Consider the following 13,529-nt stretch of genomic DNA (forward strand, 5'->3'; position numbering starts at 1 on the left):
TTTTCGTGTATGACTACACGTGCTTTAGGCTTTTTTTATGGAGGAAAGTATGAAACGAATGATTCTTATGGGAGCGATAGGTTGCGGAAAAACAACTTTATGCCAAGCGCTGCAAGGGAAAGAATTGCGTTATGCCAAGACACAAGCAGTCGAATTCCATACAACGATGATTGATACACCAGGAGAGTTTATATTGCATCGTCAGTACTACAATGCCTTAAACGTCACAGCAGCTGAAGCTGATGTCATTGGCTTAGTACAGAGTGCTCTCGAGACAGAACAGATTTTTTCCCCAGGATTTGGTAGCATATTCCCTAAAAAAGTGATTGGCATTTTAACGAAAGTGGATTTAGTGAATGACCCCGATCAATTAGCACATATTCATCAGCAACTGAAAAATGCGGGGGCAAAGGAGATTTTTGAAGTATCTTCTGTAGAAAAAACGGGTTTACAAGAATTGATCAATTATTTAGAAGAGGATGAGGTATGATGAAAATTTATACAAAAACAGGGGACAAAGGTATGACCAAACTCGTGGGCAGTACTACGGTCGCTAAAGATTCCGATCGGGTAGAAAGTTATGGGACGATCGATGAATTGAATTCGTGGGTAGGGTATATCATCAGTCAACTACCTTCAGAAAATCAAGCCGTCAAAAATGAATTGAAACTTTTGCAAAATTTTCTTTTTGATGTAGGCACGGATTTATCAACACCAATAGAAGCAAAGCGTCCGTTTAAACTACAACCAGAAAGTGTCACTTGGTTAGAAGAAAGAATCGACTATTTTACTGCCGAATCTCCGGATATAGATCGGTTTATTTTACCCGGTGGCACACCAGAAGCTAGTATGGTCCATGTGGCGCGAACGATCGCTCGTCGTGGGGAACGCGCGATTGTTCGTCTAAACTGGACAGCCAAGATCAATGAGCAAGTGCTGATTTTTACGAATCGATTGTCAGATTACTTTTATGCATTGGCACGCTATCTCAATGTTCAAGCCAATGAACCGGATATTTTTTATGAAAGAGGAGAAAAGGTTTTCCATAAAATAAAAGAGGAGGGATTGTAGACAGTTGCTTTTCTAAGTAAGATGTGGTAAATTCCAAGTAGATTAAACGAATATTTTATGAAGAATATGAATGGAAGTCAGTGAAAATCTGGCACGGTCCCGCCACTGTGATAAAGCAGGGTTGCTTTTAAGTCAGGTCTTTTCAATTTTTCATTATTGGGCATACTGTTTCGAGGCAAAACAGGATGTTTCTTTCCAACGCTTGTGTTGAAAATCCAGCCCAAGATATTTGTGTTAATCCATATGTTCGCACGAAGGCGTGCGTCTAGGGAATTTTGGGCTGGTCTTTCAACGATGAAGGAGATTTCAGGTACAACGGTGTACTGCTAGATTCCCTTTTCTTATTGACAATCATTTAATGACGTTGTACTCTATTTGTAAGGTTTGGTGTACAATGGCGTATACATAATGAAGCAAAGACGCTTCAAACAGACGTTTTTCGTTTGTTTGAGGCGTTTTTTTGCTATTTTTTGATTAGGAGGAATCCATATGGAAACTATTCATTTTCCTACCCAAATATGGGCAGGAGAAGGGGCATTAACCAATCTTGAAAAGCTTCGAGAAAAAAGAGTTTTTGTGGTTACCGATCCATTCATGGTTGAATCAGGTTTTGTGGATCATTTAACGAAGCATTTGTCACACAACAAATACCTTATTTTTAGTGACATCGTACCAGATCCGCCGATTGACAAGATTGTTTCAGGTATCAAGCAATTGGTTGATTTTAAAGGAGATACGATTGTCGCTTTAGGCGGAGGTTCGGCGATTGATGCAGCAAAAGCAATGAAGTTTTTTGGAGAACAGACGATGAACATCAAAGTGGATCAATTCATTGCTGTACCAACAACGAGTGGGACCGGTTCAGAAGTCACCAATTTTTCTGTGATCACAATTGCTGAAACTGGAACAAAAATACCTTTGGTTACGGATGAAATCCAACCGGATGTGGCCATTTTAGATACAGCTTTAGTCATGAGTGTTCCCCCGAAGATTACCGCTGATACTGGAATGGACGTGTTGACTCACGTCATAGAAGCATACGTGTCGACAGAAGCAAATCCGATTGCAGATGCTCTATGTGAAAAAGTGGTTCGATTGGTTTTTGAAAACTTAGAAATCGCCTATCATGATGGCAACAATAAACAAGCTCGAGAAAATATGCACCTAGCTTCTTGTATGGCCGGCATGGCCTTCAATGTAACCTCATTAGGGCTCAACCATGGGATCGCCCATGCGGCAGGAGCACGATTGCATGTACCCCATGGGCGTATGAATGCGATTTTGCTACCTGATGTGATTGCATTCAATAGTGGTTTGGCAAGTGGAAAAGTAACAAATGAAGCAACAGCAAAACGTTACGCACAGCTAGTTGATTGTATCTACTCTACGAAAACAACGAATGCTCGAATCGGCGTTCAGCAACTCATTCGACAAATCAAGCAATTGCGGAGAAAACTACAAATGCCAGCTTCTTTTACTGAATATGGGTTAACAAAAGCGGAAGTACGTGAGAATAGTGAGAAAATCGCGAGTGCTGCTCTGATAGATGGCTGCACGAGAACGAATCCCATTCAGCCAACAAAAGAAGAAGTCATAGAAATTTTGAACTCTGTCTTATAAGCGATTGACAGGATGTAGCCAATAAAATATAATGTGGGTAGCACAACGGCGTGCTTCAAAATTTAAGAGCAAAGAAGCTCCTTAGTAGAAAGCGAAAGTGGAATCTTTACGTTTTTTATTGAGGATTTTTTATTTGCTAAATTAAGGGAGCGAGTCTTGTTGGAAGAAAAACAACGAATGATTCAAGAATATGTTCCTGGGAAACAAGTCACATTGGCGCATATCATTGCAAGTCCCAATAAAGAGATTTATACAAAGTTGGGGTTACCTGAAGGAACAAGCAATGCGCTAGGAATTTTAACGATCACCCCGAGTGAAGCAGCAATCATCGCAGTGGATATTGCAACGAAAAGCGGGGATATCCAAATCGGTTTCATCGATCGGTTTTCTGGTTCGGTCGTTATTTCAGGAGATGTTAGTTCGGTTGAGGCGGCTTTACAAGCAGTAATCGAAGGATTGCAACAGATTTTAAATTTCTCCGTAACTTGTAAAATCACTAGAACATAGTCTCGAACGGACAAGGGCGTGAAGAGAATGGATGGACGAATTGTAATAGTCGATGATGAACCTATTACGAGATTGGATATTCGTGATATTGTGGCAGAGGCAGGATATGAAGTGGTCGGTGAAGCGGCAGATGGATTTGAAGCGATTGAAGTTTGTAAAAAGACACGTCCTGATTTAGTGATTATGGACATCCAAATGCCAATTTTAGATGGTTTAAAAGCTGGTAAGAAGATCGTTCAAGACCAGCTAGCCAGTAGTATTGTCTTTTTGTCCGCCTATAGTGATGTCCAGAATACAGAAAAGGCAAAGAAACTCGGTGCACTAGGTTATTTAGTCAAGCCATTAGATGAAAAGTCGTTGATACCTACAATTGAAATGAGCATTGAACGAGGAAAACAGACGCAATCTTTACTAAGTCAAATCGATAAATTAAGTTTGAAGTTGGAAGAACGAAAAATTATCGAAAAAGCCAAGGGGATCCTTGTTAAGGAGAATCATATTACTGAAGAGGAAGCCTATCAAATGTTAAGGACATTAAGTATGAATAAACGAGCGCGGATGGGTGAAATTGCTGAACTAATTGTAATGGATGATGAGTAGATGAAACGATTAGCGCAATTATGTAGACAATATACCAATCTATCTGAGTCAGATATCAAAGAGTTACAACGAACAGCAAACTATCTTTCTTCAACAACACTCTACCAAAGTGCGGATGTATTCATTGATGTGTATAAAGAAATGTCGCAACAAGCATTAGTCGTTTATCACAAACCACCTACAAAAGCAGACTCTTTATACAGTGGTGATGTTGTTGGTATGGAAGCATTGTTAGAAAATGAACCAGGTGTGTTGCGAACCATGCAAACAAGCTTGAACAGTATCGGCCTGCTAGCTGTGACGCAAGAAAATCGGTTGATCAAGCAAAATATTTATCCGATTCGAAATGAGCATCGAACAATTGGTGTCATTATTATTGAGATGGCAGCAGATGGAGAGATTCAAGCAGATCTGCATAAGGAAGAGCTGAATCATTGCCAATTAGCTAAAGTGGCGAAATCAACGAGTCAAGTAGATGCGTTGTTTATTGATCAATTAGCTGAAGCTGTTTTGATTTTTGATGCAGCGGGGCATCTATTGATTACCAATAATAATGCACAGGAATTGTATCGAAAATTGGGCTATCGCGATAATATTATTGGTATGAGCTATGATAATTTGTCCATTGACTACACGACATTTGAGTATGTTCTTTACCAAATGAGGTATAAAGTCAGCAATCAACCAATTGAAAGCAACACAACTTACTTGAATTATTATTTTAAAATCCGCAAAGTTTGGCTGGAATCCGAAGCGCAATTAGTGATGATCATTCAAGATAACACGGAATTCAAAGAAAAAGAAGCCGAAATCATTTCCAAATCAGTTGCGATTCGTGAAATTCATCATCGTGTCAAAAATAATTTGCAATCTGTTGTCTCTTTATTGCGTATTCAAGAACGAAGAACACAGAGCTTAGAAGCAAAAAAGGTCCTTCATGAAAGTGTGAACCGAATCATGGCCATTGCGGCCACCCATGAATTGCTGTCCAAACAGGTCAAGGACGACGTGGCATTACGGCAAACATTGGAAGCAGTGATGTATAATTTTCGGCATCTTTTTCAAGGGGCACAATCGTTAGAAATGACCATGGATGTGGATCCAGCAATTATGGTTTCCAGTGAGCAAATGGTGACGATCTCTTTGATCGTCAACGAACTGCTGCAAAATATTTTCGATCATGCGTTTGATTCACCAGCTAGCGGCGTTGTGAAAGTGATTGGAACATTAGATAACAAAATGATTACTATCACAGTGATGGATAACGGTAAAGGCTATGATGTTCATCAAAAGAATGAGAATAGTTTGGGCTTAATGATTGTAAAAAGCTATGTTAAGGACAAACTAAAGGGAAAAATTATGATAGAATCAAATGATCAGGGGACCAAAACCTGTTTTTATTTCGAACAGAACACCAGTGATGTTGTTCAGTGATTAAGCAAAGGCGCTTAAAGAAAAGTAGAAAGAAATTTTCTACGAATTCTTTAGGCGCTTTTTTGTATGCAAAAGGAGGGAAAACATGTCTAAGGAGACACTCTTGACGGTTGGGATCGATTTAGGGACATCCACAACGCAACTCGTATTGTCGGAATTGACGGTTGAAAACTTTGCTTCGGCTTTTACAGTTCCCCGAATCTCCATCTCCAATAAAAAAGTCATTTATCGGAGTGATATCATCTTTACACCTTTATTGAATCAGACAGAGATTGATGCAGAACCGATCAATGAATTTGTCGCGGAACAGTATCGTAAAGCTGGGATTAAAAAGCAAGATATCCAGATGGGTGCCGTCATCATCACCGGTGAAACAGCCAGAAAGGCCAATGCGAATAAAGTTTTAGACGCATTAAGCGGGTATGCTGGGGATTTTGTCGTCGCAACGGCAGGCCCAGACCTAGAAAGCATTATTGCTGGAAAAGGAGCAGGAGCCCAAACGTTTTCGGAGAGCAAACGAAAACCAGTCGTCAATTTGGATATCGGTGGTGGAACGACCAATTTAGCTGTTTTTAAAGATGGCGAGGTCATAGACACGGCTTGCTTTGATATTGGTGGTCGGTTGATCAAAGTCGATAAACAGCAGCGAGTCACTTATCTCGCACCAAAAATCCAAGAAATAATTAGGAAAAAAGAGCTTTCTCTTACCATTGGGGATCAGGTGACGGAAGCAACTCTCAAGCCGATTCTTTTAGAACTTATTCATGTCTTGGAAAACAGTGTGGGTTTAGGAGAAAAAAGTCCTTTCTTTGATTTATTAGTGACCAACCATCCCCTCAAAAGGAATGAAGAAATCCCGCTTGTCACATTTTCCGGTGGGGTGGCGGACTGCTTTGTTGCCGAAGAAAAGGAGCCATTCAAATTCGGGGACATCGGCTTGCTATTAGGAAAATATCTCCGCCAGTCGCTGATTTTTTCGGAAAAAGAAGTGCTTCAAAGCAATGAAACGATTCGTGCAACTGTGGTTGGCGCAGGCTCCCATACGGCTGAAATCAGTGGCAGTACGATTGCTTATCGCGAACAGATTTTACCTATAAAAAATATCCCCATTTTGAAATTAGCCAAAGAAGATGAAGAATTGGCGGCTTCCGAATTGAGTGAGCGGATTCGAGAAAAGCTCAATTGGCATACAACAGAAGGGACACCCCAAGTGGCTTTGGCCATCAGAGGGGATAAAAATCCGACTTTTGACGACATTCAGCGATATGGAAAAGGAATCGTGGCAGGTTTGGACAGTCTAGTGAAAGAAGCCATTCCTATCATTGTTATGGTGGACGAAGATATGGCTAAAGCTTTGGGCCATGCGCTAAGTGCCAATTTACCTCCAGAATATCCTTTCATCTGTATCGATTCTGTCAAGGTGGAAAATGGCGACTATGCGGATATCGGCCTACCAGTTGCAGAAGGTGCAGTCCTGCCTGTGATTGTTAAGACATTAGTATTTAATTAAAAAGGAGCGACACGGATATGATTTTAAAAACCAAATTATTTGGCAACGTATACCAATTTACGTCAGTGAAAGAAGTATTAGCCAAAGCAAATGAAGAAAAGTCAGGTGACAAACTAGCTGGCGTTGCAGCAAATTCTGCAGAAGAGCGGGTGGCGGCAAAAGTTGTTCTAGCTGAGCTGACATTAAATGATTTGTTCAATCATCCTGTTGTCGATTATGACGAAGATGAAGTGACACGGATTATTATCGATCAAGTCAATATGCGAATTTTTGAGAGTATCAAACATTGGACAGTAGCTGAACTAAGGGAGTTTATCTTGTCTTCAGAAACGACTGATTTCGATATCAAACGTATTTCTCGCGGCTTGACTTCAGAAATGGTTGCTGCTGTATGTAAGCTAATGTCGAATATGGATTTAATCGTCGGTGCCAAAAAAATTCACATCGAAAAAACTGCGAACACGACCATTGGCCGCCCGGGAACATTCTCCAATCGGTTACAGCCGAATCATCCAACAGATAATGTAGATGGCATTATGGCTTCTGTCATGGAAGGACTTTCTTATGGAGCAGGTGATGCTTTGATTGGCTTGAATCCAGTAGATGATTCCACAGAAAGTGTCAAACGAATTCTAAATAAATTTGAAGAATTTCGGAGTGAATGGGAAATCCCAACACAAACCTGTGTTTTAGCTCATGTGACCACACAAATGGAAGCCATTCGGCAAGGGGCACCTACAGGGCTAGTCTTCCAGTCCATTGCTGGTTCTGAAAAAGGGAATACCGCATTTGGCTTAAATGCCGCTATCTTGGAAGAAGCACAAGATTTGGCATTACACAGTGGGCAAGCGGCTGGACCGAATGTAATGTATTTTGAAACTGGACAAGGTTCTGAACTTTCTTCTGAAGCCAACTTTGGTGCTGATCAAGTAACGATGGAAGCACGTTGTTATGGACTAGCGAAAAAATTTGACCCTTACATCGTTAATACAGTAGTTGGTTTCATCGGACCTGAATATTTATATGATTCAAAACAAGTAATTCGCGCTGGGTTAGAAGATCACTTTATGGGGAAATTGACTGGAATATCAATGGGATGTGATGTATGTTACACCAACCACATGAAAGCGGATCAAAATGACATGGAAAATCTGGCTATGTTGCTGGCAACAGCAGGATGTACCTATATTATGGGGATCCCTCATGGCGATGATGTCATGTTGAATTATCAAACAACAGGCTTCCATGAAACTGCTACGATCCGTGAGACGTTAGGGCTACGACCAATTAAGGAATTTGAAGAGTGGATGGAAAAGATGGGCTTTATGGAGAATGGCAAGCTGACCAGTTGCGCTGGAGATGCATCTGTTTTTATTAAATAAACGAGGTGAGTACACGAATGAATGAAAAAGAATTAAAAGAAATGATCGTTGGCATTTTGTCCGAAATGGTGGACGACCATGTAGCGCCTGCAACTGTTCTTACAGAAGAAAAACCAGCAACTCAAGTGACAGAAACTGCTGAAATAGAAACAGGGATGATACCTGATATCACAGAAGTTGATTTACGGAAACAATTATTGCTAAAAGGAGCAAAAGATCCAGAAGGATTATTGAAAATGAAAGCTTACACACCAGCGAGATTAGGGGTTGGGCGTACAGGCACCCGCTACTTGACACCTTCTACACTGCGTTTTCGTGCGGATCATGCAGCAGCACAAGATGCTGTCTTTTCAGATGTCAGTGAAGAGTTAGTGAAAGAAATGGGCTTTATTGCTACAAAAACGATTTGTACGAGCAAAGATGAATAACTTACGCGACCAGACTACGGACGACAATTCGATGAAGAAAACTGTGAGATCATTCGCAAAAATACAACACCGAAAGCAAAAGTGCAAATGGTTGTTGGTGATGGCTTGAGTTCAGCTGCAATCGAGGCCAATGTCAAAGAAGTTTTGCCTGCCATCAAACAAGGATTGAAAATGTATGGATTAGATTTTGATCAAGTTCTCTTTGTAAAATATTGTCGCGTTCCAGCAATGGATAAAATTGGTGAAATCACAGATGCAGATGTTGTTTGTCTATTAGTAGGAGAACGTCCAGGATTGGTAACGGCAGAGTCGATGAGTGCGTATATTGCATATAAGCCAACTGTCGGTATGCCGGAAGCCCGACGAACAGTGATCTCAAACATTCATCGTGGTGGTACTCCAGCGGTTGAAGCAGGCGCTTATATTGCTGAAGTTATCAAAAAAATGCTCGATAAGAAAAAATCGGGTATTGATTTGAAAGAAGCAGAGTAAAGGAGGAAGGACATGAAAAATGATCGTTTAGGTGCCAACGTATTAAGCATGAAAGTCATTCCCAACGTGGATCCAGCTTTGGCCAAAGAGTTATCGTTAAAGCCAGAACATCGATCCCTAGGAATTGTGACTTCTGATTGTGATGATGTGACATACGTTGCACTGGATGAAGCAACAAAAGCGGCGGATGTCGAAGTCGTTTACGGAAAAAGTATGTATGCTGGAGCCGGAAATGCATCAACGAAGCTTGCCGGTGAAGTGATAGGCATCATTGCGGGACCCAGTCCAGCAGAAATCAATAGTGGATTAAGTGTGATAAACCAAGTCATTGAAGAAGAGGCAAGCTTTTATAGTGCCAATGACGACGATAGTATCGTATATTTTGCACACGTTGTTTCTAGAACTGGTAGTTTTCTTTCTGAACAAGCTAATATCCCAGAAGGCGAAGCAATTGCTTACCTTATTGCACCACCATTAGAAGCGATGGTTGCTTTAGATGCTGCCATGAAGGCTGCAGATGTGCAAATGGGCGTCTTTTATGGCCCACCTTCTGAAACAAATTTTGGTGGGGCATTGTTGACAGGAAGTCAATCTGCCTGTAAAGCTGCTTGTAGTGCATTTGAACAGGCAGTACAGAATATTGCCGATAATCCATTGGGTTATTAAGGATGTGTAGCAGATGAAAGCATTAGGTATGGTCGAGGTACGGGGCTTCTTAGGTGCCATCAGTGTGGCAGATGCAGCCGTTAAAGCAGCTGATGTCACATTATTAAAAGCGGAAATTATTCATGGTGGATTAACAACCGTCGAAGTTATTGGTGATGTGGCAGCCGTCAATGCAGCAGTAGAAGTGGGTGTTGAAGTAGCTAAGGAGCTGAATTGCTTGATAGCACACCACGTCATTTCTCGAGTGGATGCCCAAACAGAGATCATTTTGTCTGATTTAGAGCCAAAAAAAGAATCGCAATCAGAAGTAAAGACAGAACCACAAACAGACCCAATATCAGATCTACAAACACAAACAGAATCTAAAGTGACACTGCCAAACACTGAATCAGAATCAAGAGTGATGCCAGAGCCTAAAGATAATTCTGACGCAGTGCCATCAGTGCTAGAAACCAAAGCATCAGACAAAGTACCTGTTGTCGATGCCGCTCAATTAAAAGAACTACAACGTAAACGAGTAGTGGATTTACGCAAGCAAGCATACAAAATGAATTTGAGCACATTAAAGAAAAGTGAAATCAAATTAGCAAATAAAGAATCGTTGATCCAAGCAATTATGGCAGAAATAGAAAGAAGTGAAGACGAGTGGAATTAGTAGATAAAGATTTACGTTCCATCCAAGAAACAAGAAATTTGATCAGAAAAGCCAAGGAAGCGCAGCAAGAGCTAGCAACATTCTCACAAACACAAATCGACGCAATCGTAAAAGCTGTGTCTGAGGCCACCTTTGCCCAACGAGAAAAACTAGCAAAAATGGCCCATGAGGAAACAGGTTTTGGTATTTATGAGGACAAGATCATCAAAAATGCCTTTGCTTCAAAGGTCGTTTATGACGAGCTGAAAGATAAAGCGACTGTGGGCGTGATTCATGATGATGCGGCTAAAAAGGTCACAGAAATCGCTGTACCAGTAGGTGTGATTGCTGGACTTATTCCTTCGACCAATCCTACGTCAACAGTCATTTATAAAGCGCTGATTTCCTTAAAAGCAGCAAATAGCATTGTGTTTTCCCCCCATCCCAATGCACTAAAATCGATTGTTGCCACTGTTGAGATCATTCAACAAGCAGCAACAGCGGCAGGTGCCCCTGAAGGCTGTGTCTCGGTCATTCAAACACCTACAATGCAAGCAACAAGTGAATTGATGAAAAATAGCGATACGAACTTAATCTTGGCAACTGGCGGCAATGCAATGGTCAAAGCTGCGTATTCCTCTGGAACACCCGCAATCGGAGTGGGACCTGGGAATGGTCCAGCCTATATTGAACGAAGTGCTAATATTCCTCATGCAGTTAAGCAAATCATGGACTCTAAGACATTTGATAATGGAACCATTTGTGCTTCTGAACAATCCATTATTGTAGAAAATGTCAATCGTGAAGCGGTCAAAGAAGAATTGATCAAGCAAGGGGCTTATTTCTTGAGTACAGACGAAGCGGATAAGTTAGCTAAATTTATCTTACGGCCAAATGGAACAATGAATCCGCAAATCGTCGGTCGCTCGGTTCAACATATCGCATCCCTAGTTGGTCTGGCTATACCGCAAGATCGTCGCTTGATTGTGGCTGAAGAAACCCATGTTGGATTGAAGTATCCATTTTCAAGAGAAAAATTGGCACCAATCATCGCTTTTTATACAGTGGAGAATTGGGAAGCTGCTTGTACTTTATCGATTGAGATCCTCAAAGGTGAAGGTGCAGGCCACACAATGGGCATCCACACTGAAAATAAGGAAGTCATTCGAGAATTTGGTGCCAAAAAGCCAGTATCGCGATTGCTTGTCAATACATCTGGAACACTTGGTGGTATTGGCGCATCAACGAATTTAGTTCCAGCACTGACTCTCGGCTGCGGCGCTGTTGGAGGAAGTTCAACTTCAGACAATATTGGTGTTGAAAATTTATTCAATTTACGTAGAGTTGCTTATGGCGTTCGTGATCTAGAGGATATTCGTCGAGAATTTAGTCAGACAACGATCACACCAAACACAGCTATCACGGATAATAAAGAGGAGTTGATCAATACGATCATCGCTCAAGTAATGGATCGGCTTAAATAAGCCATCTCAACAAGCACAAAGAAATTACAAAAGAAACTGCAAACAAAATAACTTTAGGATTTAAAGTTTAAGACTGAAATCCATTTGAGGATCGTCTTGAATTTTTAAAAATAAAAACAAACATTTTAGGAGGAAAATATAATGTCAAGTACAAACGCTTTAGGAATGATCGAAACTCGTGGTTTAGTAGGTGCGGTAGAAGCAGCAGATGCAATGGTTAAAGCGGCAAACGTCACATTGATTGGGAAAGAACAAGTTGGTGGCGGATTAGTTACTGTCATGGTTCGTGGAGATGTCGGTGCTGTCAAAGCAGCAACAGATGCTGGCGCTGCCGCTGCTGAACGAGTAGGAGAATTGTTATCTGTTCACGTGATCCCTCGTCCACATACGGAAGTAGATGCTATTTTACCACATGCTGTAACTGAATGATCATCTTAAATGTTTGGGACAGAAGTGAGTATGGCTTCTGTCCTAAACATTAAGTGAGGAGGGGTGTTATGACAGTCATTACCGAAGATGAACTTCGCAAAAAGGTACTTAGTAAAGAGTTATATGAGGGAATGGATCTCATTATTCCTTCAGGAAGTTTGCTGACACCAGCTGCAAAAAGTTATTTGCGCGAGCATCATATCACTAGCGTAACGACAAGTACTCAGAAAAGAGCCGATAGTTGTCCTATTCGGACCTCCTCGATCAAAACAAAGTCACTATCACGAAAGATAGAATATGAAATCCAGCACTTGAAGCATCTTCTTTATTTTCCTATGTTGAGAGATGACACGTTTCCTGCAGAACTATGGCTGTACTTTGAGAAACAACAAGCTTGGTTGGAGAATATCATTCAAGGAAAATTCTCGGTGATTGAACAAGCGATTGATCAAGAGCAAGTAGTGATAGAGAGCAGTCAGCGAAGACAATGGGATTATTCTTCAGAGGAAATCCAACTTCAATTGAACAAAATCCTATTCTTGTTCGAAGAAAAGCCTGATAGGCGCTATCAGTATTTCCAAGAATGGGCGGATGCGTTGATCCAAACAATGACTGTAGTAAAACTGAACTAGGAGATGAACACATTGGATTCAATCAATGAAATTGTTGAAGAAGTTATCAAACGAATTCAACTACAAAATCACACATTTGAAGTAGAAGCTTCTGGACGTCACGTCCATTTGTCTCGTCGAGAAATCGATCATTTATTTGGATCAGGGTATCAGTTAACGAAAGTAAAAGATTTGTCACAACCTGGTCAATATGTATGTAAAGAACGAATCACTGTTGCAGGACCAAAAGGACTGTTCCAAAATGTCGTGATTTTAGGTCCTGAACGTAAGGAAGCACAAGTCGAAGTGTCAATGACAGATACCCGAATTTTAGGTATTAACGCGCCAGTTAGAGAAAGTGGAAAGATTGAAGGAACACCAGGGGTGACATTGATGAATGGCGCAACGACTGTTTCATTAGATCGCGGATTGATCGTGGCAAAACGACACATCCATATGACACCAGAAGATGCCCTAGCAAACAATGTGACTAACGGACAAATCGTCCAAGTAAAAGTACTAGGCACGCGACCATTGATTTTTGATGATGTAGTGATACGTGTCAGTCCTCATTTCGCGACGTATATGCATATTGATTATGATGAAGCAAACGCTTGTGGTTTATCAAAAGGTGTTCATGGTTACATCATTAAGTAAGAGG

General features: G+C 41.0%; 14 protein-coding genes, 1 pseudogene and 1 riboswitch. All 15 genes and pseudogenes read left to right on the forward strand.

The features are described from left to right. The first annotated feature begins 49 nt into the window (after positions 1-49). Positions 50-490, forward strand: coding sequence for a EutP/PduV family microcompartment system protein (locus tag IGJ45_RS04955; RefSeq protein WP_041119378.1), 441 nt, complete (start codon positions 50-52; stop codon positions 488-490). After that, a complete protein-coding gene (locus IGJ45_RS04960) occupies positions 490-1,071 on the forward strand; it encodes a cob(I)yrinic acid a,c-diamide adenosyltransferase (protein WP_041119595.1) in 582 nt (193 codons plus the stop codon). Before IGJ45_RS04955 ends, IGJ45_RS04960 begins: the two co-directional genes overlap by 1 nt. A 44-nt stretch (positions 1,072-1,115) precedes the next feature. Continuing rightward, positions 1,116-1,265, forward strand: a riboswitch (adenosylcobalamin (AdoCbl) riboswitch). Between the two features lie 295 nt (positions 1,266-1,560). Further along, positions 1,561-2,691 (forward strand): 1-propanol dehydrogenase PduQ, encoded by a 1,131-nt coding sequence (locus IGJ45_RS04965; RefSeq protein ID WP_002345865.1) that lies wholly within the window; start codon positions 1,561-1,563, stop codon positions 2,689-2,691. A gap of 159 nt (positions 2,692-2,850) precedes the next feature. Next, positions 2,851-3,198 (forward strand): ethanolamine utilization microcompartment protein EutS, encoded by a 348-nt coding sequence (gene eutS / locus IGJ45_RS04970; RefSeq protein ID WP_002345864.1) that lies wholly within the window; start codon positions 2,851-2,853, stop codon positions 3,196-3,198. 27 nt (positions 3,199-3,225) lie between these two features. Then, entirely contained in the window at positions 3,226-3,798 is a 573-nt protein-coding gene (locus IGJ45_RS04975) for an ANTAR domain-containing response regulator (RefSeq protein ID WP_041119376.1), read from the forward strand. After that, the gene (locus IGJ45_RS04980; protein ID WP_081131275.1) at positions 3,799-5,232 is read left to right on the forward strand and encodes a sensor histidine kinase; all 1,434 of its coding nucleotides are present in this window, start codon (positions 3,799-3,801) and stop codon (positions 5,230-5,232) included. It abuts the gene before it with no gap. Between the two features lie 85 nt (positions 5,233-5,317). Then, a complete protein-coding gene (eutA, locus tag IGJ45_RS04985) occupies positions 5,318-6,742 on the forward strand; it encodes an ethanolamine ammonia-lyase reactivating factor EutA (protein ID WP_002345861.1) in 1,425 nt (474 codons plus the stop codon). A 17-nt stretch (positions 6,743-6,759) separates the two neighbouring features. Further along, on the forward strand, positions 6,760-8,124 hold the full coding sequence (locus IGJ45_RS04990) for an ethanolamine ammonia-lyase subunit EutB (protein ID WP_002345860.1): 1,365 nt from the start codon (positions 6,760-6,762) through the stop codon (positions 8,122-8,124). A gap of 17 nt (positions 8,125-8,141) precedes the next feature. Then, a pseudogene (gene eutC, locus IGJ45_RS04995) lies at positions 8,142-9,044 on the forward strand (ethanolamine ammonia-lyase subunit EutC). Positions 9,045-9,056: 12 nt separating this feature from the next. After that, entirely contained in the window at positions 9,057-9,710 is a 654-nt protein-coding gene (gene eutL / locus IGJ45_RS05000; protein WP_002345858.1) for an ethanolamine utilization microcompartment protein EutL, read from the forward strand. 13 nt (positions 9,711-9,723) lie between these two features. After that, positions 9,724-10,365, forward strand: a complete 642-nt coding sequence (locus IGJ45_RS05005) for a BMC domain-containing protein (protein ID WP_171918045.1) — start codon at positions 9,724-9,726, stop codon at positions 10,363-10,365. Further along, positions 10,356-11,828 (forward strand): acetaldehyde dehydrogenase (acetylating), encoded by a 1,473-nt coding sequence (locus tag IGJ45_RS05010; protein ID WP_423121635.1) that lies wholly within the window; start codon positions 10,356-10,358, stop codon positions 11,826-11,828. The genes IGJ45_RS05005 and IGJ45_RS05010 overlap by 10 nt, the downstream gene beginning before the upstream one ends. Positions 11,829-11,969: 141 nt before the next feature. After that, positions 11,970-12,257: an ethanolamine utilization microcompartment protein EutM gene (eutM, locus tag IGJ45_RS05015; protein ID WP_002345855.1), complete on the forward strand. Its 288-nt coding sequence runs from the start codon at positions 11,970-11,972 to the stop codon at positions 12,255-12,257. A 68-nt stretch (positions 12,258-12,325) separates the two neighbouring features. Beyond that, positions 12,326-12,889, forward strand: a complete 564-nt coding sequence (locus IGJ45_RS05020) for a hypothetical protein (RefSeq protein WP_252712345.1) — start codon at positions 12,326-12,328, stop codon at positions 12,887-12,889. A 3-nt stretch (positions 12,890-12,892) separates the two neighbouring features. Next, positions 12,893-13,525 (forward strand): ethanolamine utilization phosphate acetyltransferase EutD, encoded by a 633-nt coding sequence (gene eutD / locus IGJ45_RS05025; RefSeq protein ID WP_025478888.1) that lies wholly within the window; start codon positions 12,893-12,895, stop codon positions 13,523-13,525. The last annotated feature ends 4 nt before the right edge of the window (positions 13,526-13,529 follow it).

Source organism: Enterococcus sp. DIV0574 (genome assembly GCF_051711125.1).
Lineage (GTDB): Bacteria > Bacillota > Bacilli > Lactobacillales > Enterococcaceae > Enterococcus_D > Enterococcus_D gallinarum.

Coding starts and splice junctions, on each gene's coding strand:
- eutL (WP_002345858.1), top strand. CDS start 9,057: ATGAAAAATGATCGTTTAGGTGCCAACGTATTAAGCATGAAAGTCATT.
- IGJ45_RS04990 (WP_002345860.1), top strand. CDS start 6,760: ATGATTTTAAAAACCAAATTATTTGGCAACGTATACCAATTTACGTCA.
- IGJ45_RS05020 (WP_252712345.1), top strand. CDS start 12,326: ATGACAGTCATTACCGAAGATGAACTTCGCAAAAAGGTACTTAGTAAA.
- eutD (WP_025478888.1), top strand. CDS start 12,893: ATGAACACATTGGATTCAATCAATGAAATTGTTGAAGAAGTTATCAAA.
- IGJ45_RS04960 (WP_041119595.1), top strand. CDS start 490: ATGAAAATTTATACAAAAACAGGGGACAAAGGTATGACCAAACTCGTG.
- IGJ45_RS04965 (WP_002345865.1), top strand. CDS start 1,561: ATGGAAACTATTCATTTTCCTACCCAAATATGGGCAGGAGAAGGGGCA.
- eutA (WP_002345861.1), top strand. CDS start 5,318: ATGTCTAAGGAGACACTCTTGACGGTTGGGATCGATTTAGGGACATCC.
- IGJ45_RS04955 (WP_041119378.1), top strand. CDS start 50: ATGAAACGAATGATTCTTATGGGAGCGATAGGTTGCGGAAAAACAACT.
- eutM (WP_002345855.1), top strand. CDS start 11,970: ATGTCAAGTACAAACGCTTTAGGAATGATCGAAACTCGTGGTTTAGTA.
- IGJ45_RS04980 (WP_081131275.1), top strand. CDS start 3,799: ATGAAACGATTAGCGCAATTATGTAGACAATATACCAATCTATCTGAG.
- IGJ45_RS05005 (WP_171918045.1), top strand. CDS start 9,724: ATGAAAGCATTAGGTATGGTCGAGGTACGGGGCTTCTTAGGTGCCATC.
- IGJ45_RS04975 (WP_041119376.1), top strand. CDS start 3,226: ATGGATGGACGAATTGTAATAGTCGATGATGAACCTATTACGAGATTG.